This window comes from Lentzea sp. NPDC003310, assembly GCF_040610935.1.
Lineage (GTDB): Bacteria > Actinomycetota > Actinomycetes > Mycobacteriales > Pseudonocardiaceae > Lentzea.
The window spans coordinates 246,509-268,054 of the sequence record NZ_JBEXNC010000009.1 but is presented as its reverse complement, the minus strand read 5'-3'; the positions used below and the strand labels follow the sequence as shown (position 1 = coordinate 268,054).

The following is a 21,546-nucleotide window of genomic DNA, read 5'->3' as shown; positions in this document are numbered from 1 at the left end:
ACAACAGTAAATGAGCAGCGAAAACGGCGAACCTCGATCAGACTCGGCCAGGTGTTGCTCACCATGACCACGACGCACCAGCCGGCGACCGACCTCGGCCACCTGCTGCACAAGCATCCCGACCGGGCCCAGTCGTTCACGACGAGCTCGGGAGTCGCGCACGTCTTCTACCCGAAGGCGACGAACGAGGAATGCACGGTCGCCCTCCTGCTGGAGGTCGACCCCATCGCGCTCGTCCGAGGTCCCGGCAGCACGCTCACCCAGTACGTCAACGACAGGCCGTACGCGGCCGGGTCGTTGCTCACGGTCGCGCTCGGCAGCGTGTTCCGCACGGCCATGAACGGCCGCAGCGAGAGCTACCCCGAGCTCGCCCAGACGCCGATCCCGCTGATCGTCCGCATCCCCGCGCTGCCGCACCGGCTCGCGGAACGCCTGTTCACGCCGCTGGGCTGGCAGGTCGAGATCACCGCGCACGGCGACTCGCGCTTCGGCGACGTGACGCTGACCGGCACCGTCCGGCTCAGCGACGCGCTCCGGCACCTCCACGTGCTGCTGCCCGTGCTCGACGGCGGCAAGCACTACTGGGTCGCGGCCGACGAGGTGGACAAGCTGCTCAAAGCCGGTGACGGCTGGCTCGCCGAGCACCCGGACAAGGAGCTGATCACCACCCGGTACCTGGCCCGCAAGCGTCCGCTGATCACCTCCGCCCTCGAACGACTCGCCGACGTCGACGAGGTCGAGCCCGAGGAGCTCGACAACGCGCTGGCCGAGCCGAAGATCTCCCTTGCCGTGCAGCGCAAGGAGGCCGTGATCGCGGCGCTCAAGGAGGCACGGGCCAAGCGCGTGCTCGACCTCGGCTGCGGTGGCGGCGCACTGCTGCGTGCCCTGATCAACGAGCCCGAGTTCACCGAGATCCACGGCGTCGACGTGTCCGCGAAGGCGTTGCAGGAGGCCGCGCGCAAGCTGCACCTGGACCGCATGGGCGAACGGCAGCGCGAGCGGATCACGTTGCGGCAGTCGGCTTTGACGTACGCGGACACCGCGCTGGCGGGCTACGACGCGGCCGTGCTGATGGAGGTCGTCGAGCACGTCGACCCGTCCCGGCTGCCCGCGCTGGAGCACTCGGTGTTCACCGTGGCCCGACCGGCGACGGTGCTGGTCACCACGCCGAACGTCGAGTACAACGCGCTGTTCGAGACGTTGCCGGAAGGCCAGTTCCGCCATTCCGACCACCGTTTCGAGTGGACTCGCGCAGAATTCCGCTCGTGGGCGGACGGAGTCGCGGAACGCCGCGGCTACACCGTGCGGTACCTGCCGATCGGGCCGGAGGACGCCGATCGCGGCGCACCGACCCAGATGGCCGTGTTCAGCCTGAAGGACGAGAACTGATGGAACTGAAGATCCCCGACCTGTGCCTGGTCGTGCTGGTCGGCGCCTCGGGTTCGGGCAAGTCGACGTTCGCGCGCAAGCACTTCCTGCCCACGCAGGTGCTGTCGAGCGACTACTTCCGCGGGCTCGTGGCCGACGACGAGAACGACCAGTCGGCGTCCGCGGCGGCGTTCGAGGTGCTGCACTTCGTCGCCCGCAAGCGGCTGGAGGCCGGCCGCGTCACCGTGGTCGACGCGACCAACGTGCAGCCACAGGACCGCGCCCAGCTGGTCGAGGTCGCCAAGAGGGCGAACGTGCTGCCGGTCGCGATCGTGCTCGACACCCCGACCGAGGTGTGCCTGGCCCGCAACGCGCAGCGGCCCGACCGCGACTTCGGCGCGCACGTCGTCAAGCGGCACCGGGCGGCACTGCGGCGGTCGCTCAAGTTCCTCGGCAAGGAGGGCTTCAAGCGCGTCCACGTGCTGCGCTCCGAGTCCGATGTGGACAGCGCGACGATCGTGTACGAGCGGCTGCTCAACGATCTCAGGCACGAGACTGGCCCGTTCGACGTCTTCGGTGACGTGCACGGCTGTCGCGCGGAGCTGGAGGAGCTGCTCGGCGAGCTCGGGTACTCGCTGGTCAGGGACGACGAGGGCCGCGCGGTCGACGCGGTGCCGCCGGGCGACCGCAAGGCGGTGTTCGTCGGCGACCTGGTCGACCGCGGCCCGGACTCCCCCGGCGTGCTGCGGCTCGTCATGGGCATGGTGGCGAACGGTCACGCCCTGAGCGTGCGCGGAAACCACGAGGAGAAGTTCGTCCGCGCGATGCGCGGCCACAAGGTGACGGTCCGCCACGGCCTGGAGAAGTCGCTGGAGCAGTTCGCGCACGAGCCGGAGGAGTTCCGCCTCGCCGCGACGAAGTTCTGCGACGGCCTCGTCGCGCACTACGTGCTGGACGGCGGAAAGCTCGTCGTCGCGCACGCCGGTCTGCCCGAGCGCTACCACGGCCGCGCGTCCGCGAAGGTCCGCAGCTTCGCCCTGTACGGCGACACGACCGGCGAGACCGACGCGCACGGACTGCCGGTGCGCCTGCCGTGGGCGAACGACTACCGCGGCGCGGCGATGGTGCTGTACGGGCACGTCCTCACGCCCGAGGCCGAGTGGATCAACAACACCATGTGCCTGGAGACAGGTGTGGTGTTCGGCGGCAAGCTGACCGCGTTGCGCTACCCCGAGAAGGAGCTCGTCTCCGTCAAGGCGCACCAGACCTGGTACGAGAACGACGCCCCGTTCCCGCCCAAGGCCGTCGAACGCGCGCCGGACGTGCTGGCGCTCACCGACGTCACCGGCCTGCGCCGGATCGACACGTCGCTGATCGGCCCGGTGACGGTGCGCGCGGAGCAGTCCGCGTCGGCGCTGGAGGTGATGAGCCGGTTCGCGATCGACCCGCACGACCTGCTGTACCTGCCGCCGACGATGGCGCCGGTGGCGACCTCACAGCGCGACGACGTGCTGGAGCACCCGGAGGAGGCCTTCGCCGAGTACCGGTCCGCCCGCGTCGAGCAGGTGGTCTGCGAGGAGAAGCACATGGGCTCCCGCGCGGTGTTGTTGGTGCGCAAGGAAGGTGGCGCGATCTACACGCGCACCGGCCGTGCGTTCTTCGACGGCGCGCTCGGCACCGAACTGCTCGACCAGGCGCGCAAGGCCTGTGCCGGGCTGTTCGACGAGCTCGCCACGGACTGGCTGCTGATCGACGCCGAGCTCATGCCGTGGAACGCCAAGGCCTCCGGCCTGATCCGCGAGCAGTACGCGGCGGTCGGAGCGGCGGCGAACGGCGCGCTGCCGGTCGCGGTCGACGCTTTGACGACGGCCGCGGCACGGGGTGTCGACGTCGGGGACCTGCTGGCGCGGACTGCTCAGCGCGCCTCGAACGCGGAGGCCTACAACGCCGCGTACGAGCGGTACTGCTGGCCGACCGACGGACTGGAGGGCGTGCGGATCGCACCGTTCCAGCTGCTCGCGGCCGAGGGCCGGACGTTCCACGACCGCTCGCACCTGTGGCACCTGGAGACGCTGGCGAAGCTCGAAGGCCCGTTGTTCCAGCGGACCCGGCACCTCGTGGTCGACGTCAACGACCCGGAGCAGGTGGCCGCGGGCGTGAAGTGGTGGGAGGAGCTGACCGCGGACGTAGGTGAGGGCATGGTCGTGAAGCCGGTGCAGAACGCCGGCGGCCGCTACCAGCCGGGCGTGAAGGTGCGCGGGCGCGAGTACCTGCGGATCATCTACGGCCCGGACTACACCTCGCCCGAGAACCTCTCGCGGCTGCGCAAGCGTTCGCTCGGACGCAAGCGCGGACTCGCCCTGCGCGAGTACGCCCTGGGCATCGAGGCCCTGGAGCGGCTCGTGCGCGGCGAACCCCTGTGGCGGGTGCACGAGTGCGTCTTCGGCGTGCTCGCGCTCGAGTCGGAGCCGGTGGACCCACGACTGTGATCCTCGAAGCGGTGATCGGCTCGCACGCCTACGGCCTGGCGAGCGCGGAGTCCGATGTGGACAGACGCGGGGTGTTCGTCGCGCCCACGGAAGCGTTCTGGCGGTTCGACAAGCCCCCGACCTCGGTCGAGGGCCCGGACCCCGAACAGCTCAGCTGGGAGGTCGAGCACTTTTGCAGGCTCGGCCTGAAGTCGAACCCGACGGTGCTCGAAACGCTGGTGAGCCCGTTGGTCGAGGTCAGCACGCCGCTCGGAGAGGAACTGCGGGACCTCCTGCCCGCGTTCCTCTCCCGGTACGCGGTGCGGTCGTTCACGCGCGCGACGGAGATGCAGCTGTCGCGCGCGGGCCGCAACCTCAAGCCCAAACAGCTCATGCACGTGGTGAGGTTGAGGCTGGTGGGCCTGAACCTGCTCCGCACCGGCGTCTACGACATCGCGGCGGACCGTTCGCTGCTGAAGATCCGCACATCGGAGATGCCGTGGGACGAGGCGGTGGCGTGGGCGCACCGGTTGGGTGACGAGATCGCTTCGGCCGAGGGGCCGCTGCCCGAGGAACCGGATCGGGCGCGGGTGGAGGACTGGTTGGTGTCGGTGCGCAGGAGGATGTTGTGAGCTACGAGGTACCCGACCTGAGCGCCGTCGTCGCCGAGCAGTCGCACGACCTGCTGTTCGCGACCGTGTCCGGCGCACACCTGTACGGCTTCCCGTCGCGGGACTCGGACGTGGACCTGCGCGGCGTGCACGTGCTGCCGCTCGCCGAGGTGATCGGCCTGCGGCACGGGCCGGAGACCAAGGAACGGATGTGGGTGCGCGACGGCGTCGAGATCGACCTCGTCACGCACGACGTGCAGAAGTTCTGCCGGCTGCTCACGCGCCCGAACGGCTACGTGCTGGAGCAACTGCTCTCGCCGCTGGTCGTGCACACCACCGAAGGGCACCGGAAGCTGGCCGCCCTCGCTGCCGGGTGCCTGACGTCACGGCACGGGCACCACTACCGCGGGTTCGCCACGACCCAGTGGCGGCTGTTCGAGAAGACCGGCGAGATCAAGCCGCTGCTCTACACGTTCCGCGCGCTGCTGACCGGGGTGCACCTGATGCGCACCGGCGAGGTGAACGCGCACCTGCCGTCGCTGCTGGAGAAGCTCGACGGCCCCGGCTACCTGCCGGGGCTGATCGAGGCGAAGGTGCTCGGCGAGCACCGCGCGCTCGCCGGGGTGCAGGACCGGCCCGCCCCCGAACGGCTGGAGGCGGACGTCGCGCACTGGCACGAGGAGTTGCGGCAGGCGCGGGAGACCAGCGACCTGCCGCTGGAGGCGCCCGCCTTCGAGGAGGTCCACGAGTTCGTCGTGAACCTCAGGCTGGACTAGGGCTGGTGTCGAGGTCTGGCTTCGATGAGAGTCGCGCCTGAGGTGGTTCCTGGTGGCGCGGCCGGGTAGGCCGCGCACCGGTGTTGTGCGCGGGTCGTCCGACCGTGCCGATGCCCGCCCTAGTCCTTCTTGGGCGCGTCCGACGCTTCCTTGGGAGCTTCCGAGGCAGGCTCGTCGAACGACGCCGGCAAGCCCTTGATGTGCTTGTTCATCGACTTGACGAGGAAGAACACCGCGATGAAGAACACGATCAGCAGGACGAGGCCGACCGGGGAGGACTTGCCGAAGTCCTCGCCCTGGCCGCCCTTGTCGTTGTCGTTCGTGTTCGACGGCTGCACGGCGACCAGCGCCACCGTGGAGCCAAGGGAGAAGTCTGGGGAGAGCACCCCTAGACCTTAACTCCGGCGAACAGGTCGGTTTCCGGCAGCGTCGAGTCGACCTGCGAGCGGACCAGCTCGTACTCCTCGGTCGGCCAGATCTCCCGCTGCAGTTCCATCGGGATCCCGAACCAGCGGCTGGTCGGGTCGATCTGGGTGGCGTGCGCCTTGAGCGCCTCGTCGCGGACGTCGAAGTACTCCGCGCACTCGACCTGGGTGGTGACGCGCTGCATCACGTCCGGGCGGTCGGTGCTCCAGTTCGCGAGCCACTCGCCGTACGGCGACTCCAGGCCGCGGGCTTCCATCGCCTCGTGGAACGCGACGATCTTGGCGCGCGAGAAGCCGTGGCCGTAGTAGACCTTCTGGGTTTCCCAGGCTTCGCCGAGCTCCGGCTTGTAGGAGGCGTCGGCGGCGGCGTCGAGGGCCGCCATCGAGATCTCGTGCGTGCGGATGTGGTCCGGGTGCGGGTAGCCGCCGTTCTCGTCGTAGGTCACGACGACGTGCGGGCGGAAGTCGCGGATGGCCTCGACCAGGGACGGCACCGACTCCTCCAGTGGCACGAGGGCGAAGCACCCCTCGGGCAGCGGCGGGAGCGGGTCGCCCTCGGGCAGGCCCGAGTCCTTGAAGCCCAGCCAGCGGTGCTGGATGCCGAGGATCTTGGCCGCGTTGGCCATCTCCTGGCGGCGGACCTCGACGATGTTCTCGAGCACGTCCGGCTTGTCCATCGCCGGGTTGAGGATGCTGCCCGCACCACCGTCGGTGCAGGTCACGACCATCACGTCGTGCCCTTCCGCGATGTAGCGAGCCATCGAGGCCGCGCCCTTGCTCGACTCGTCGTCGGGATGTGCGTGCACTGCCATAAGGCGCAGCTTGTCGGCCATGACCCCCGTGGTCCTCCTGTGTGAACGGTCCTGCGACACTCATCAACTGAACGTCGGTCACCATTGTTCCCCAGAGCCGGAGGAGGGCGCGGACAAGTGGCACAGCGCGCGCTCCCGGAGGGTCGCTACAGCAGGCAGAGCCGCAAGCCGCTGGCCACGTGGGCGCGGTGGGCATTACTCGCTGTAGCCGTGGCCGTGGGGGCCCTGATCGCCTTCGTCGGTTACCGAAATCTCGGCACAAAACCGATCGAGGCGAAGCAGACCGCGTTCATCCTCCTCGGCGACGACCAGGTGAAGGTCAGTTTCGAGGTTTCCCGCGATCAACCAGAGCGCGCCGCCGTCTGCATCATTCGGGCCCGGTCCAAGGACGGGGACGAAGCAGGCCGGCGTGAAGTTCTGGTGCCGCCGGGAAATGACGTCGTCGTCGAGACAACAGTTCTTCGCACCTCGAAGCCGCCGGTCACCGGCGAGGTGTTCGGGTGCTCCTACCAGGTTCCCGCCTACTTGTCCACGAGCTAGCGGCCAAGCGGGTGATCTGCGGTTTAACGGCGAGATTCGGGAACAAATCGCCGTCGCTGAACGTTGTCTCCGTGTTACTATTGCAGCTCAAGCACGGCCCCGGCGCGGGCCGTGTTTTTCCGTTCCGGGCCACGGCCCGGGAACTATCTGGTGCACACGCGTGCGCCGGAGCAAGACGAGGAGTTGGTGACCGTGAGCGACACCCAGGTGACCTGGCTGACCCAGGAGGCCTACGACCGGCTCAAGGCTGAGCTGGACGAACTGATCGCGTACCGCCCGGTCATGGCTGCCGAGATCAACGCTCGTCGCGAAGAGGGCGACCTCCGCGAGAACGGCGGCTACCACGCGGCTCGCGAGGAGCAGGGCAAGCAGGAGGCGCGCATCCGCCAGCTGCACGAGCTGCTCCAGGCCGCGAAGGTCGGCGAGGCTCCCACCACCAAGGGTGTCGCGGCACCGGGCACGGTGCTCACGATCCGCTACGAGGGCGACGACGAGGCGGAGACGTTCCTGCTCGCCACCCGCGAAGAGGGCGCGCACGGCGAGATGGAGGTCTACTCCCCGCTTTCGCCGCTCGGCAAGGCCCTGAACGGGGCGAAGGACGGCGAGACCGTCGAGTACGAGCTGCCCAACGGCAAGCTGCAGAAGGTCACGCTGATCTCCGCCGTTCCGTACTCGGCGTAACCGCGCCACACGACGTGCGAAGGGCCGGTCACTTCGGTGGCCGGCCCTTCACGCGTTCCAGGAGCGGCCGCACGCGTGGGGGCACGGGCGTGGACAGCGCGATCGACGTCGAGAGCCTTCTCACGTGCGGCACGTCCACGACGTGGTCGACCACGCGCTGCAGGTCGGCGTTCGACCGCGCGACCATCCGCACGAAGAGGTCCCCCTGACCGGTCGTCGCGTGCACCTCGCACACCTCGGGGATCGCCGCGAGCCCGTCGCACACCTCGGCCCGTCGCCCCTGCGCGATCTCGACCGTCGCGAACGCCGTCAGCCCGTACCCCATGGCGCCGAGGTCGAGCGCGGGCGGGAACCCGGTGAGCACGCCCTTGTCGGTCAATCGATCCAGACGCGCCTGCACCGTGCCGCGGGCGACGCCCAGCCGCCGGGAGCATTCGAGGACGCCCAGACGGGGCTCGTCCGTCAAGAGCAGGAGCAGCTTCGCGTCCAGTTCGTCCACGGTCTGGTCAGAGTGCTCACTCTGTTGGTCGTTGGGCATAGATCACTATACAAATTGCCCTGATAAATCGCTGACTATTGCTCACCCTGTTGGGTCGAATCATGCTGATGGACATGACTCAGCAGCTTGACGACGTGAGCTACGACCAGCTCCGGCAGCTCGTGGGGTTGGTCGACTACGACGCGACCAAGGACCCCTTCCCCGTGCGCGCCATGGACGCCGTTGTGTTCGTCGCGGGCAACGCCACGCAGACCGCGTGGCTCTACCAGGTGGCGTTCGGCATGGAGCTCGTGGCCTACGCGGGCCCCGAGACCGGCCAGCGCTCCCACAAGTCGTTCGTGCTGAAGTCGGGCTCGGCCCGCTTCGTGATCCACGGCGGCGTGAGCCCCACCTCGGACCTCCTCGACCACCACCGCCGCCACGGCGACGGCGTCGTGGACCTCGCGCTGGAGGTCGGTGACGTCGACCAGTGCGTGGAGCACGCGCGCAAGCAGGGCGCCACCGTCCTCGAAGAGCCGCACGACGTGTCGGACGAGCACGGCACGGTCCGGCTCGCCGCGATCGCGACGTACGGCGAGACCCGCCACACGCTCGTCGACCGCACCAAGTACAACGGCGTCTACCTGCCCGGCTACGTCGCCAAGAGCTCGACCGTCAAGCGCCCGGAGGGTGCCCCGAAGCGCCTGTTCCAGGCCGTCGACCACTGCGTCGGCAACGTCGAGCTCGGCAAGATGGACTACTGGGTCGAGTGGTACAACCGCGTCATGGGCTTCGTGAACATGGCGGAGTTCATCGGCGACGACATCGCCACGGACTACTCGGCGCTGATGTCGAAGGTCGTCTCGAACGGCAACCACCGCGTCAAGTTCCCGCTGAACGAGCCGGCGATCGCGAAGAAGAAGTCGCAGATCGACGAGTACCTCGAGTTCTACGAGGGCGCGGGCGTCCAGCACATCGCGCTGGCGACGAACGACATCATCGCCACCGTCACGGCGATGCGCGACGCTGGCGTCGAGTTCCTGGAGACCCCGGACTCCTACTACGACGACCCGGAGCTGCGTGCCCGCATCGGCGAGGTCCGCGTCCCGATCGAGGTCCTCAAGGAGCACCGCATCCTGGTCGACCGCGACGAGGACGGCTACCTGCTGCAGATCTTCACCAAGCCGATCGGCGACCGCCCGACCGTCTTCTACGAGATGATCGAGCGCCACGGCTCGCTGGGCTTCGGCAAGGGCAACTTCAAGGCCCTCTTCGAGGCGATCGAGCGCGAGCAGGAGCGACGGGGCAACCTGTAGCGACACCGCTGCGCCCGTTCCCCCGGTAGGCTGCCTTACGGGGGACTCACATCGGGTGGAGGTGGCATGGCATTCGCGCGACGCGTGGCCGCGGTGATTCCGCTGGTCGGAGCCGTGACCACGGCTGCGGCACTGACCGGCGCCGCTTTCCTGACCGTGGCGCACGCGGGTTGTGACGAGGCCGGCCGCTTCGTCCGCACCGGCGAGACGATCCAGTTCGTCGGAGGCTGCGTGAACGGCGCCGACCTCCCGGCGGCGCCGACGGCGGAAGCCGAGAACGTGGACAGGTTCGGCTCCAAGAAGCCGTGACAGACGCAGAAGGCCCCCTCACCAGCGTGAGGGGGCCTTTCGCGTGCGTGGTGTCTACCCGAGTGCTTCGAGCAGGTCCGCCACCAGGTCGTCGCCGGACTCGATGCCCACGGAGACGCGCACCAGGTCGGCCGGCACCTCCAGCATCGACCCCGCGGTCGAGGCGTGCGTCATCTTGCCGGGGTGCTCGATCAGCGACTCGACGCCGCCGAGCGACTCGGCCAGCGTGAACAGCTTGGTCCGCGCGCAGACGTCCAGCGCGGCCTGCTCGCCGCCCTCGACGAGGAACGAGATCATGCCGCCGAAGCGCCGCATCTGCTTGGCCGCGACGGCGTGGCCGGGGTGCGACTCGAGACCGGGGTAGATGACCTTCTTCACGCGCGGGTGCCGGACGAGGGCCTCGGCGACCAGTTCGGCGTTGTCCGAGTGCTTCTCCATGCGCAGCTCGAGCGTCTTGATGCCGCGCAGCGTCAGGTACGCGTCGAACGGTCCGGGGACCGCGCCGGCACCGTTCTGCAGGAACCCGAACGCGGCGTCGATCTCCTCGTCGGACGTGATCAGCGCACCGCCCACGACGTCGGAGTGCCCGCCGACGTACTTGGTGGTCGAGTGCAGCACGACGTCCGCGCCCAGCTCCAGCGGGGTCTGCAGCGCGGGCGAGGCGAAGGTGTTGTCCACGACCAGCTTGGCACCGGACTCGTGCGCCACCGAGGCGATCGCCGCGATGTCACCGATGTTCAGCAACGGGTTCGTGGGCGTCTCGATCCACACGAGCTTGGTCTCGGGCCGGATGGCCGCGCGGATGGCGTCCACGTCCGACACGGGGGCGGGCGAGTGCGTGACGCCCCACTGCGAGAAGACCTTGTCGATCAGCCGGAACGTGCCGCCGTACGCGTCGTTCGGGATGACGATGTGGTCGCCGGGCTTGAGGAACGTGCGCAGCGCGGCGTCGGTGGCACCCATGCCGGACGAGAACGCACGGCCGTGGCGACCGCGTTCGAGCGACGCGAGGCACGTCTCCAGCGCGCGGCGGGTCGGGTTGCCGGTGCGCGAGTACTCGAAGCCCTCACGCAGGCCGCCGACGCCGTCCTGGGCGTAGGTCGACGTCGCGTAGATGGGGACGTTCACCGCACCCGTGGTGGGGTCCGGGTCCTGACCGGCGTGAATCGCCCTGGTGGCGAAGCCGTATGGCGTGCTCATGTCCGCAGGGTACTCACCCATCCGGCTGCCAACCGCACGAGTCCACGCCTTGAACCGGGAAACGGAACAGCCCCCGGTCACGGGGACCGGGGGCTGTTCCACGAGCCGGAAAGGCTTACCAGCCCTGCTGCTGACCGCCGTAGCCCTGCTGCGGAGGCTGGCCGTAGCCACCCTGCTGCGGCTGCTGCGGGTAACCGCCGGTGCTCGGCTGCTGCGGGTAGCCGCCGGTGCCGCCGTACGGCGACGCGGTCTCCGGAGCGTTGATCACGACGGACTTCATGATCTTGTCGGCCCAGGTCTGCTTCTTGGGCTCCCACAGCGGCGCGAAGAAGCCCGCGTAGCACGGCAGGGCGTCGACGACGTGGCACAGCTGGCGCACGAACGTCGTACCGCCGCCGAGCGGCTGCATGGTCTCCTCGCCGACCAGCTTGATCTTGGCGACCTTCTTGCCGATCGACTGGCCCGTCTGGCCCTGCTTGATCACCGTGTTCCAGATGATGAAGCCGAAGTTGGCCAGCAGGACCGGGATGACCAGCAGCGTCAGGCCGGGGGCGTCCGAGCCGATCGCGATGCCGATGATCACGTAGTACAGGATCACCGTGACGACGGACGGGGCCGCGACGTCGATCAGGTAGCCGACGAAGCGCGAGCCCCACTCGGCGTACCCGGTCGGGGGCACGGGCGCCATGCCGTAGCCGGGCGCGCCGTACGCGCCGGGCTGGCCGTAGCCGGCCGCGGCGGGCTGGCCGTACGGGTTCGACTGCGGCTGACCGTACGGCTGCTGCTGCGGCTGGCCGTAGGGCTGCTGCGCGGCCGGCTGGCCGTACGGCTGGGCCTGCGGGGCGCTGTAGGGCTGGGCCTGCGGAGCGCCGTACGCCGGCGGCTGCTGGGCGGGGAACCCGCCGGAGCCGGGTCCCTGCGCAGGGAAGCCACCCGAGCCGGGAGGCACCTGGCCGGGGCTGACGACCTGGGTGGCGTCCGCGTTCTGCTGCGGTGCGGCAGGAGCCTGACCAGGCGAGACGACCTGCGTCGCGTCAGGGTTCGGGTTCGCCGCGGACGGCTGGCCACCCCCCGGGACGATCTGCGTTGCGTCCGCGTTGGGCTCCTGCGGCTGACCGCCGAACGGATTTCCTGGCGGCTGCGGAGCGTTCATCCGGTATCCAACCCCCTTGGCTGGGCCGTGTTCGAGTAAGACAGGTGATGATCTGGGGCGTCACGCTATCGGACGCACCCCGTTCTACGCTCAGCGACCAGCCAAGAAGCCCAGAATGTCCTGCCGGGTGACGACTCCGGCGGGCTTCCCGTCCTCCAGCACCAGGGCCGCGTCGGCGTTCGAGAGCGCGTTCATGGCGATGCCGACCGGCTCGCCGGCGCCGAGCGTCGGCAGCGGCGGCGACATGTGCTTGTCCAGGCGGTCGGAGAGCTGCGCCTTGCCGGTGAACAGCGCGTCCAGCAGGTCGCGCTCGTTGACCGCGCCGGCGACCTCGGCGGCCATGATCGGCGGCTCCGCGTTGACGACGGGCATCTGCGAGACGCCGAACTCGCGCAGGATCGCGACGGCGTCACCCACGGTCTCGTTCGGGTGAGCGTGGACGAGGTCGGGCAGCATGCCGCCCTTGCGGCGCAGCACGTCGCCGACGGTCGCGCCGGTCGAGTCGGGCGGCAGGAAGCCGTAGGAGGCCATCCAGCGGTCGTTGAAGACCTTGGACAGGTAGCCGCGGCCGCCGTCCGGGAGGATCACGACCACGACGGCGTCCTCGGGCAGGTCGCGGGCGACGCGCAGCGCGGCGGCGGCCGCCATGCCGCAGGAGCCGCCGACGAGCAGGCCCTCCTCGCGGGCGAGGCGGCGGGTGATGTCGAACGAGTCCGCGTCCGAGACCTCGACGATCTGGTCGCAGATGGTCTTGTCGTACGCCTCGGGCCAGAAGTCCTCGCCGACGCCCTCGACCAGGTACGGGCGGCCGGTGCCGCCGGAGTAGACCGAGCCCTCCGGGTCCGCGCCGATCACCTGCACGGCGCCCTCGGAGATCTCCTTGAGGTAGCGGCCGGTGCCGGAGATGGTGCCGCCGGTGCCGACGCCCGCGACGAAGTGCGTGATCTTGCCGGCGGTCTGGCGCCAGATCTCGGGACCGGTCTGGTGGTAGTGGCTCGCCGGGTTCTCCGGGTTGGAGTACTGGTCGGGCTTCCACGCGCCGGGGATCTCGCGGACCAGGCGGTCGGAGACGTTGTAGTAGGAGTCCGGGTGCTCGGGCGCGACGGCCGTCGGGCACACCACGACCTCGGCGCCGTAGGCCTTGAGGACGTTGCGCTTGTCCTCGCTGACCTTGTCCGGGCACACGAAGACGCACTTGTAGCCCTTGCGCTGGGCGACCAGCGCAAGGCCCACGCCGGTGTTGCCGGACGTCGGCTCGACGATCGTGCCGCCGGGCTGGAGCCGGCCGGACTTCTCGGCCGCCTCGACCATCCGCAGCGCGATGCGGTCCTTCACGCTGCCGCCGGGGTTCAGGTACTCGACCTTGGCCAGCACGGTGGCCTTGATGCCCGTGGTCAGGGAGTTGAGCTTGACCAGCGGCGTGTTGCCGACCAGATCAACGACGTGCTCGACGTACTCCACCGGTATCCACTCCCCTGTTCCACTCTCCGAGATAGCGGACGAAGCGTAGCTCTAGTGGCTGCGGAGGTTAATTCGAACGGCGGCGCCGACGATTCCACTGGAAAGGGGGTGGTGCGGATGATCGGGCTGCGGACGCTGCGCGCGGTGGCGATGACCGCCGCGACTCTCGGAGGCCTCTCCGGTGCGCTCGTGGGACTGCTCTCCGAGCAGGGAAGACGTGCTCGGGCCACCATCGGCGTGCTGGAACACCTCTGGCCCGCACCGGACGGCGTGTACCTCGACGACGGCGGTGACCCGCTGCGGTTCGCGGTGCTCGGCGACTCGATGGCGGTCGGCGTGGGTGTGACCCATCCCTCGCAGATGCCGGGCGTGTTACTCGCCGAGGCGCTGGCCGAGGAGGCGGGCAGGCCGGTGCGCCTGTCGACGTACGCGATCAGCGGGTCCACCACCCGCGACCTGGTGCCGCAGGTCGACGCGGCCGTGCTGGACGCGCCCCAGGTCGCGTTGATCATCATCGGCGCGAACGACGTGACGTCGCGGATGGGCACCGGCGAGTCGGCCCGGCTGCTCGGCGAGCAGGTGCGCAAGCTGCGGGCGATCGGCTGCGGTGTCGTCGTCGGCACGTGCCCCGACCTCGGGATCGTGCGGCCGATCCCCCAGCCGCTGCGGATGGTCGGGCGCCAGTACAGCCTGCGGCTCGGTGCCGCGCAGACCGTCGCCGTGCGCCGGGAGGGCGGGGTGCCGGTGTCGCTCGCGAACCTGCTGGCGCCGGAGTTCCTGGCACGCCACCTCGACATGTTCAGCTCGGACCGCTTCCACCCCAGCTCCGTCGGCTACGAGGCGGCGGCCGGTGTGCTGCTGGCGCCGTTGTGCCAGGTGGCGGGGCTGTGGCCGGGCTCGGTCGCGCCGGTCGTGCCGCTGCCCTCCGCAGCCGCACGCGCCGTGCGCCCCTCGCGCGTGCCGGCGTGGCTGCAGAAGCGGCACGCCTGAGTTTCGGAATCCTCGTCACTCGCGCTGGCCGGGGTGAGCGGGCGTTAACTAGGCTCGACGGCAACCTTGACTCTCAACGAGGAGTTTCGTGATGCCTGAGGCCGTGATCGTCTCCGCCGCCCGCTCCCCCATCGGCCGCGCGGGCAAGGGCTCGCTGAAGGACGTGCGGCCCGACGACCTGGTGGCGCGGATGATCCGCGCGGCGCTCGACAAGGTGCCGCAGCTCGACCCCGCGCAGATCGACGACCTGATGCTCGGCTGCGGCCTGCCCGGCGGCGAGCAGGGCTTCAACATGGCGCGCGTCGTGTCCGTGCTGCTGGGCTACGACAACCTGCCCGGCACGACCGTCACCCGGTACTGCGCCTCGTCGCTGCAGACCACCCGCATGGCCCTGCACGCCATCAAGGCGGGCGAGGGCGACGTGTTCATCTCGGCCGGTGTCGAGACCGTGTCGCGGTTCGCCAAGGGCAGCTCCGACTCGTGGCCCGACACGCACAACCCGCTGTTCGGCGAGGCCGAGGCGCGCACCGCGTCCGTCGCTGCGTCCGGCGCCTCGGAGTGGGTCGACCCGCGCACGCTCGACGTCGTCCCGGACGTCTACATCCCGATGGGCCAGACCGCCGAGAACCTGGCCCTGCTCAAGGGCATCTCGCGCCAGGAGATGGACGAGTTCGGCGTCCGCTCGCAGAACCTCGCCGAGAAGGCCATCGCCGACGGCTTCTGGGCCCGCGAGATCACGCCGGTCACGCTGCCCGACGGCACCGTGGTCTCGACCGACGACGGCCCGCGCGCCGGCGTCACCTACGAGGCCGTGTCGCAGCTCAAGCCGGTCTTCCGCCCCGACGGCCGCATCAACGCCGGCAACTGCTGCCCGCTCAACGACGGCGCCGCGGCTCTCGTGATCATGTCCGACACCAAGGCGCGCGAGCTCGGCCTCACCCCGCTCGCCCGCATCGTGTCGACCGGCGTCTCGGGCCTCTCGCCCGAGATCATGGGCCTCGGCCCGGTCGAGGCCTCGAAGCGCGCGCTGGCGCTCGCCGGCCTGTCGGTCTCCGACATCGACCTGGTGGAGATCAACGAGGCGTTCGCCGCGCAGGTCATCCCGTCCTACCAGGACCTCGGCATCGACCTCGACCGCCTGAACGTCAACGGCGGCGCGATCGCCGTCGGCCACCCGTTCGGCATGACCGGTGCCCGCATCACCACGACCCTGATCAACTCGCTGCAGTTCCACGACAAGCAGTTCGGCCTCGAGACGATGTGCGTCGGCGGCGGCCAGGGCATGGCGATGGTGATCGAGCGCCTCAGCTGAGGTTTTCGCTCAAGATCTGCAATTTGACGCTTGCAAGTAGCTCCGCTTCACCCGAACGGAGCTACTCGCAAGCCCCCTTTCTGCCGATGAGACAAAACGTCGCTCAATGGCGTCATCAGGCGAGGGGAAGTCCGTCCCTACCGATGAGCAAGGAGGGGTCGGACATGCCCTACGTGTGGTGGCAAAGCGAATATGACCTGCAATGTCACGCTTTCTCACTCGATCAAGCCCACGGTTCTCCGAGAAGCTTTTACGAGGCCGTTTGTGATCATTCGGTGCCCGACGAACGCGTCTCCCGGGCCCAGGCGGGCGCACTCTGCGTGGACTGCCTGATCAAGGTCGGCACCGAGCTGCCGGACGTGCGCTGGCGGGCTTAGGCCCGTTTCATGCCGATGCTCGCCGGTGCGCTCTCCACGAACCCGTGTCGTGCGTAGAGACGACGGCCTGGCGGGTCGGCCAGCAGGTTGACGTACGCGTTGGGCGCGTGCGCGTCGATGCGTTCGAGCAACGCGGTCAGAACCGCGTCGCCGATGCCTTTGCGCTGGTGGCCCGGCAGCACGGCCATGTCGATGATGTGGAAGTACCAGCCGCCGTCGCTGATGACGCGGCCCATGCCGACGATTTCGCCTGATTCCACGTGGACGACAATTGCGCAGGCCCACGCGCCGTTGATGCCGTTTTCGGCTTCTTCTCGGGTGCGCGCGCTCAGTCCTGATTCTTTGCGCAATCGCAGGTAGTCGTCGATGCCCGTTGGTTCCAGGACCAGCCGATATGCGGAGTCCATCGCCATTCCCCCTCAGTTGTGCGCGTTGTTCGCGTGATGACGGTAGAGGGCGGTTCGCGCTTCCTTGGTGTCGAGCTCGCGCAGGCCCGACTCGGCCCAGGACGCGAGCGACTCGTCCTCGTGGTCCAGGTACTCGACCAGCAGCGGCAACGCTTCGGACGAGCGCGCGTACCCGATCAGTTCGAGCAGCCAGCAACGCAGACCGCGGTCCTCCTCGCCTCGGAACGCCTCGATCAGTTCTCCGACGTGTTCGGCCGCGTGCGGCCGCAGCAGGGCGAAGCCGTCCTCCGCCTTCTGCGGATCGTGGCGTCGCATCAGCCACATCGCCTCGTCGAACCTCTTCGACACCCTCCACCTCCCCACCAACGCCGAAGGGGCGCCCCGCCGCAGCGGAACGCCCCTCCAGCACACCCGAAGCGTCAGTCCGAGTTGAAGTACGACAGCAGTCGCAGGATCTCGGTGTACAGCCACACCAGGGTGACCGTGAGACCGAACGCGATCTGCCACGCGAACTTCGCCGGCACGCCGGCGCGGATCGCCTGGTCGGCGGCGTCGAAGTCGATCAGGAAGCTGAACGCCGCGAGGCCGATGCAGACGAGGCTGAAGATGATCGCGAGCGGGCCACCGTCGCGGAGGCCGAGGCCGCCGTCGGTGAAGAAGCTCATGATCAGGTTGAAGAGCATGAGGACGCCGACGCCGATGATCGCGCCGACGATCCACTTGGTGAACTTCGGCGTGACGCGGATCGCGCCCGTCTTGTAGACCACCAGCATGCCGGCGAACACGCCGATCGTGCCGATGATGGCCTGGCCGATGATCACCACGCCCTGACCGGGGGTGCCGGTCATGCGGTCGACCATTCCGCCGATGATGCCGCTGAACGCGCCGAGGAAGATGCCCTCGACGGCCGCGTACGCGATCACCAGCGGCGGGCTCGGGTTGCGCTTGAACGTGATGATCAGCGCGAGCACGAGGCCGATGATGGCCGCGGGGAACAGCAGGACGTACGCCTTCATCAGGTACGTGATGACGGCGGTGACGGCGACCACGGCGAGCGTGATGCCGGTCTTGGTGACGACGTCGTCGATCGTCATCGGCCGCTCGCTGGTCAGCGGCGGCGGGCCCTGCTGCTGGTAGCCAGCCTGGTCTGGCTGGCCGAAGCCTGCGTAGCCTCCGTACCCGCCGCCGGTCGGCAGGTTACGGAAAGCCGGGTTGCTGCTCGAGCGCACCTGGTCCTCCTGGGGCGTTGCTTTACGCCGTCACGGGTACAACGAGCACGCTCGGTGCCATGTTCCCCGTCGGTAAAGGCGACTTTACCCGCAACGACGATCACACGTGCGCAAATACTGCGCTAACTCCGGAGCGTAACGAGACTACGGCGTGTCGCGGCGTGTCTTTCACGATCAGAGTAAGCCCCGTCACATTCCGATCACGTTCACACCCTGGGTAGCGAGAGACTTCCCCCTCGTGGCGGCTTGTCCCCGGTGTGGGGGAACGAGAAGCTCGCACGCGGGATATACACAGGTCAGAGGGGATCAAGATCCAAAATGGGCTGGAAACGTCTGGCCGCCGTGGCGATGGTCGCAGGGCTCACCCTGCTGACCGTTCCCGCGACGGCGACAGCTGTCGGCGTCAAGGGCATCGGCCACAACGCGTCAGGGCTCCAGCCCAACGCCACACCCGGTAGCGAGTGGCACGGGTCATACATCTGGCAGGACAAGCAGGTGTGGTGCGTCCAGTACGCACTGCCCGCACCGGACAGCAACGTCGGGTACCAGCCCGGTGACGCGCTGCGCACGAAGGCCGGCAAGGACCTCGCCCCGGACATCGCGGCGAACATCTCCTACCTGCTGCTGCGCTACTCCACGACGAAGTCGCCGGAGGAGGCCGCGGCGCTGGCGCACCTGCTGCACAGCTGGACGTCCGTGCCCGACGGCGCGGTGCGGCTCGACACGACGGACCCGAAGTTCCTCGCCTACGACGCGGCTTTCTACGCCGCGCGCCTGCCGCAGTCCGTCCTGGACACCGTGGCGCGCCTCAAGGCCGACGCGGAGGCCAACCGCGGCCCGTGGAAGCTCACCGCGACCGCGCCGAAGGAACCGCTGATCATCGACACCGAGTCCACCTGGACGCTGTCGCTGGTCAAGGCCAACGACAAGGGCGTCACGAACGCCCCGATCAACTTCACGCTGACCGACGCCAAGCTCGCGGACGGCGCCACCAGCGGCACGGCCACCACGGGTGCCGACGGCAGCCCCGCCGCGGTCAAGCTCATCGCGACCGGCCCGAAGCCGTCGATCGCGGCCGTCGCGGACTCCCCCGCGGACAAGCCGGTCGTGCACTTCCCGATCCAGACCGAGAACATGCAGCGCATGGTCACCACCGGCGGCGAGAAGAAGCTGAACGCCGCCGCGAACGGTGCCGCCAAGACCGCTCCCGGCGCGGTGAAGATCACGAAGATCGACTCGGAGACCAAGAAGGCGATCTCCGGCGTCGCGTTGCGTGTCACGGCGAAGGATCAGACGTCGGCGGCGAAGAAGCAGGACGACACCGACCTCGTCGGCACAGACGGCAAGCCGCTGGTGCTGCAGACCGGTCCGGACGGCACGGTCGAGGTGCCGGACCTGCGCACCCCGCAGGAGATCTGCCTCGTGGAGGTGGCCGCTCCCAAGGGTTATGAGGAGTTCTTCGACCCGAAGGCGCCGCCGTCCGCGTGCGGCACTCTCGCGGCCGGACAGACGCTCGCGCTCGAACTGGTGAACAAACCGAACAAGCCGGTGGTGCCGAGCACGATCCCGGCCGGCGCGGACGGGCAGACACCGGTCGCGACCGCGGCGTTCGACTCGCAGCTGCGTCCGGGGCTGATGCTCGCGGTGGGTGGCCTGGTGCTGCTCGGCGCGGCGCTGGCAGGCTTCCTGGTGTGGCGCAGGCAGTGAGTTCGAAGGCTTTCCTGACCGGGGCGCTGGTGGCGGGTGTGGTCGCCGCCAGCGCTCTGGTCACCACGTCCGAGACCGAGGTCGTCGCGGGACGCGCGGTCGCGGACGAGGTCCCGGTCGTCGGACCGGGACCGGTGGCGGACAGCCTGAGCACCGGTCGCGGCCCCGACCTCACCGGGTTGATCGGCGGGGCGAACACGGCCAACGCGCGGCCCGCCGACCCGACGCAGCAACCGCCGCAACAGCAGCAGCCCGCGCCGCCCAAGGCCGGTCCGGGCTCGGTGCGGCTGCCCTCGGGCGGCTCGGCCACGTTGGTGCGCAAGGAGGTCAAGGACGGCGTGCTGCCGGTGCCGGACGGCATCGGCGAGGCGACCTGGTGGGGCACCGAGCTCGCCGCCTCCGAGGGCGCCACGGTGCTCGCCGGGCACGTCGACTGGAAGGGCGCCAAAGGTCCGTTCGCGGAGCTGTGGCAGGCGCAGAACGGCCGTGAGGTCGTGATCGCCGACAGCGCCGGCAAGGAGTTCAGGTTCCGCATCAAGCAGATCGAGACCATCCGCAAGGAGGAGCTCCCGGCGCGCGCCGTCGAGTTCTTCGGGCCGCGCGGGCCGCACCGGCTGGTGCTGGTCACCTGTGGTGGTACGTGGATCGGTGGTCAGCAGGGGTACGAGGCGAACAGAGTGGTCATCGCCGAACCCGTGCAGTGACCAATCGCGCACCTCGCGCAACCCGTTCGGGTAATCAGTCGTCTCCTAAGGTGTGAAACGGTGGGGATGGTTGACCACGGGTCTGGCACTGGGGCTTGTTCTGGCGATGGTGTGGACCCTCGGGTCGCACGACGAGCAGACGCCCGTGGCGGACTCCGGCCCGTTGCCGATGGCACCGAGGCTGCCCGCCCCGAAGGACTCGGGACCGACGCCGACGGTGCCCGCCCCGAGTCCCGAGCAGATCGCCAAGCAGCCGTGGATGCACAAGCTCGCACCCGGTGAGAAGCCTCCCCAGTTCGTGCTCTTCTCGTTCGACGGCGCGGTGTCGAAGCAGCACTGGGACAAGGTCCTGCCGATCGCGAAGGCCAAGAACGCGCACGTGACGGGTCTGCTGTCCGGCGTCTACATGCTCGCGGAGCAGGACAAGAACCAGTACCAGCCGCCGGCGGGCCTCAAGCGCGGCCTGTCCGACATCGACTTCGGCGGCACGCGGCAGGACGTCACGTCGCGCATCGGCTACCTGAACCAGGTGATCGCCGACGGCCACGAGATCGGCACGCACTACAACGGCCACTTCTGCTCGAACGGCTCGCAGCCGTCGGTCGACAAGTGGGACACCGCGGCCTGGAACGCGGAACTGGCGCAGTTCAAGCAGATCGTCGACAAGTCCCGTGCCGCCGGGCTGAACCTGCCCGCCGACGCCGTCCGGGGTGGACGGACGCCGTGCCTGGAAGGCAACTGGGACCAGGCCTTCCCGGCGATGGCCGCGAACGGGCTCGTCTACGACACCAGCAAGGTCGCGCTCGGCGTGCAGTGGCCGACCGTCCAGAACGGACTGTACGAGTTCCCGATGCCCGAGGTGCGCGTCCCCGGGCTGGGCAAGCAGGTCGTCATGATGGACTTCAACCTCTGGTACTCGCTCAACCAGGCCAAGGACGAACCGTGGCGCGCGGCCGACTTCGCTCAGATCGTGCTCGAAACCTACAAGTCGGTGCACCAGGCCGCGTTGAACGGCAACCGCGCGCCGATCGTGGTCGGCAACCACTTCAACGAGTGGAACGGCAACGCTTTCTCGACCGCGATGGAGCAGTTCATGGAGTTCGTGTGCGACAAGCCGGAGACGGTCTGCGCCACCTACACCGAGGTGATCCAGTGGATGCAGCTGCAGGATCCGGCGGTGCTGGACCAGCTCCGCCGGATGCCCGCTGCTCGCAACTGAGGT

At 69.1% G+C, this 21,546-nt stretch carries 22 protein-coding genes; 13 read left to right on the top strand and 9 right to left on the bottom strand.

Annotated elements, in window-relative coordinates; all coding sequences use genetic code 11:
* Positions 1-51: 51 nt before the first annotated feature.
* The 4 genes from ABZX02_RS20485 to ABZX02_RS20470 are packed head-to-tail and all read left to right on the top strand — an operon-like array spanning position 52 to position 5,223.
* A complete protein-coding gene (locus tag ABZX02_RS20485; protein ID WP_355300157.1) occupies positions 52-1,389 on the top strand; it encodes a 3' terminal RNA ribose 2'-O-methyltransferase Hen1 in 1,338 nt (445 codons plus the stop codon).
* Positions 1,389-3,857, top strand: a complete 2,469-nt coding sequence (locus ABZX02_RS20480; protein ID WP_355300156.1) for a polynucleotide kinase-phosphatase — start codon at positions 1,389-1,391, stop codon at positions 3,855-3,857. The genes ABZX02_RS20485 and ABZX02_RS20480 overlap by 1 nt, the downstream gene beginning before the upstream one ends.
* Positions 3,854-4,468, top strand: coding sequence for a nucleotidyltransferase domain-containing protein (locus ABZX02_RS20475; RefSeq protein ID WP_355300155.1), 615 nt, complete (start codon positions 3,854-3,856; stop codon positions 4,466-4,468). The genes ABZX02_RS20480 and ABZX02_RS20475 overlap by 4 nt, the downstream gene beginning before the upstream one ends.
* Positions 4,465-5,223, top strand: a complete 759-nt coding sequence (locus tag ABZX02_RS20470; RefSeq protein WP_355300154.1) for a nucleotidyltransferase domain-containing protein — start codon at positions 4,465-4,467, stop codon at positions 5,221-5,223. Before ABZX02_RS20475 ends, ABZX02_RS20470 begins: the two co-directional genes overlap by 4 nt.
* A 119-nt stretch (positions 5,224-5,342) precedes the next feature.
* Here the strand turns inward: ABZX02_RS20470 and ABZX02_RS20465 are convergent, their stop codons facing one another.
* Positions 5,343-5,609 carry a hypothetical protein gene (locus tag ABZX02_RS20465; RefSeq protein WP_355300153.1) on the bottom strand — a complete coding sequence of 89 codons (267 nt, stop codon included), beginning with the start codon at positions 5,607-5,609 and terminating at the stop codon, positions 5,343-5,345.
* A gap of 2 nt (positions 5,610-5,611) precedes the next feature.
* Positions 5,612-6,481, bottom strand: a complete 870-nt coding sequence (gene mca / locus ABZX02_RS20460; RefSeq protein WP_355300152.1) for a mycothiol conjugate amidase Mca — start codon at positions 6,479-6,481, stop codon at positions 5,612-5,614.
* Between the two features lie 96 nt (positions 6,482-6,577).
* On the opposite strand from mca, the gene ABZX02_RS20455 reads away from it, so the two are divergent.
* Positions 6,578-7,000: a DUF4307 domain-containing protein gene (locus tag ABZX02_RS20455; RefSeq protein ID WP_355300151.1), complete on the top strand. Its 423-nt coding sequence runs from the start codon at positions 6,578-6,580 to the stop codon at positions 6,998-7,000.
* 186 nt (positions 7,001-7,186) lie between these two features.
* The gene (gene greA, locus ABZX02_RS20450; protein WP_355300150.1) at positions 7,187-7,681 is read left to right on the top strand and encodes a transcription elongation factor GreA; all 495 of its coding nucleotides are present in this window, start codon (positions 7,187-7,189) and stop codon (positions 7,679-7,681) included.
* Between the two features lie 28 nt (positions 7,682-7,709).
* On the opposite strand, the gene ABZX02_RS20445 is transcribed toward greA, so the two are convergent.
* Positions 7,710-8,219 carry an Lrp/AsnC ligand binding domain-containing protein gene (locus tag ABZX02_RS20445; protein ID WP_355300149.1) on the bottom strand — a complete coding sequence of 170 codons (510 nt, stop codon included), beginning with the start codon at positions 8,217-8,219 and terminating at the stop codon, positions 7,710-7,712.
* A 74-nt stretch (positions 8,220-8,293) separates the two neighbouring features.
* On the opposite strand from ABZX02_RS20445, the gene hppD reads away from it, so the two are divergent.
* Together hppD and ABZX02_RS20435 are read left to right on the top strand one after the other, a co-directional pair.
* A complete protein-coding gene (hppD, locus tag ABZX02_RS20440) occupies positions 8,294-9,475 on the top strand; it encodes a 4-hydroxyphenylpyruvate dioxygenase (RefSeq protein ID WP_355300148.1) in 1,182 nt (393 codons plus the stop codon).
* 66 nt (positions 9,476-9,541) lie between these two features.
* A complete protein-coding gene (locus ABZX02_RS20435) occupies positions 9,542-9,784 on the top strand; it encodes a hypothetical protein (protein ID WP_189158166.1) in 243 nt (80 codons plus the stop codon).
* Between the two features lie 54 nt (positions 9,785-9,838).
* Here ABZX02_RS20435 and ABZX02_RS20430 read toward each other — a convergent pair whose 3' ends face one another.
* From ABZX02_RS20430 to ABZX02_RS20420, 3 genes are all read right to left on the bottom strand, one after another.
* Positions 9,839-10,984, bottom strand: coding sequence for a cystathionine gamma-synthase (locus ABZX02_RS20430; protein ID WP_355300147.1), 1,146 nt, complete (start codon positions 10,982-10,984; stop codon positions 9,839-9,841).
* Positions 10,985-11,099: 115 nt separating this feature from the next.
* Positions 11,100-12,137, bottom strand: coding sequence for an RDD family protein (locus tag ABZX02_RS20425; RefSeq protein WP_355300146.1), 1,038 nt, complete (start codon positions 12,135-12,137; stop codon positions 11,100-11,102).
* A gap of 90 nt (positions 12,138-12,227) precedes the next feature.
* Positions 12,228-13,598, bottom strand: a complete 1,371-nt coding sequence (locus tag ABZX02_RS20420) for a cystathionine beta-synthase (protein ID WP_355300145.1) — start codon at positions 13,596-13,598, stop codon at positions 12,228-12,230.
* Positions 13,599-13,715: 117 nt separating this feature from the next.
* Between ABZX02_RS20420 and ABZX02_RS20415 the strand changes: the two genes are divergently transcribed.
* Both ABZX02_RS20415 and ABZX02_RS20410 read left to right on the top strand, forming a co-directional pair.
* Positions 13,716-14,588, top strand: coding sequence for an SGNH/GDSL hydrolase family protein (locus ABZX02_RS20415; protein WP_355300144.1), 873 nt, complete (start codon positions 13,716-13,718; stop codon positions 14,586-14,588).
* Positions 14,589-14,679: 91 nt separating this feature from the next.
* Positions 14,680-15,900, top strand: coding sequence for an acetyl-CoA C-acetyltransferase (locus ABZX02_RS20410; protein WP_355300143.1), 1,221 nt, complete (start codon positions 14,680-14,682; stop codon positions 15,898-15,900).
* 373 nt (positions 15,901-16,273) lie between these two features.
* On the opposite strand, the gene ABZX02_RS20405 is transcribed toward ABZX02_RS20410, so the two are convergent.
* From ABZX02_RS20405 to ABZX02_RS20395, 3 genes are all read right to left on the bottom strand, one after another.
* On the bottom strand, positions 16,274-16,684 hold the full coding sequence (locus tag ABZX02_RS20405; RefSeq protein ID WP_355300142.1) for a GNAT family N-acetyltransferase: 411 nt from the start codon (positions 16,682-16,684) through the stop codon (positions 16,274-16,276).
* Positions 16,685-16,696: 12 nt separating this feature from the next.
* Positions 16,697-17,032, bottom strand: a complete 336-nt coding sequence (locus ABZX02_RS20400; protein WP_355300141.1) for a HEAT repeat domain-containing protein — start codon at positions 17,030-17,032, stop codon at positions 16,697-16,699.
* Between the two features lie 71 nt (positions 17,033-17,103).
* Complete coding sequence (locus tag ABZX02_RS20395; RefSeq protein ID WP_355300140.1) at positions 17,104-17,913, bottom strand: Bax inhibitor-1/YccA family protein; 810 nt, start codon at positions 17,911-17,913, stop codon at positions 17,104-17,106.
* A gap of 318 nt (positions 17,914-18,231) precedes the next feature.
* Between ABZX02_RS20395 and ABZX02_RS20390 the strand changes: the two genes are divergently transcribed.
* From ABZX02_RS20390 to ABZX02_RS20380, 3 genes are all read left to right on the top strand, one after another.
* Positions 18,232-19,620 (top strand): hypothetical protein, encoded by a 1,389-nt coding sequence (locus ABZX02_RS20390; RefSeq protein ID WP_355300139.1) that lies wholly within the window; start codon positions 18,232-18,234, stop codon positions 19,618-19,620.
* On the top strand, positions 19,605-20,324 hold the full coding sequence (locus ABZX02_RS20385) for a class F sortase (protein ID WP_355300138.1): 720 nt from the start codon (positions 19,605-19,607) through the stop codon (positions 20,322-20,324). The genes ABZX02_RS20390 and ABZX02_RS20385 overlap by 16 nt, the downstream gene beginning before the upstream one ends.
* A 70-nt stretch (positions 20,325-20,394) precedes the next feature.
* Positions 20,395-21,543: a polysaccharide deacetylase gene (locus tag ABZX02_RS20380; protein ID WP_355300137.1), complete on the top strand. Its 1,149-nt coding sequence runs from the start codon at positions 20,395-20,397 to the stop codon at positions 21,541-21,543.
* Positions 21,544-21,546: the final 3 nt, after the last annotated feature.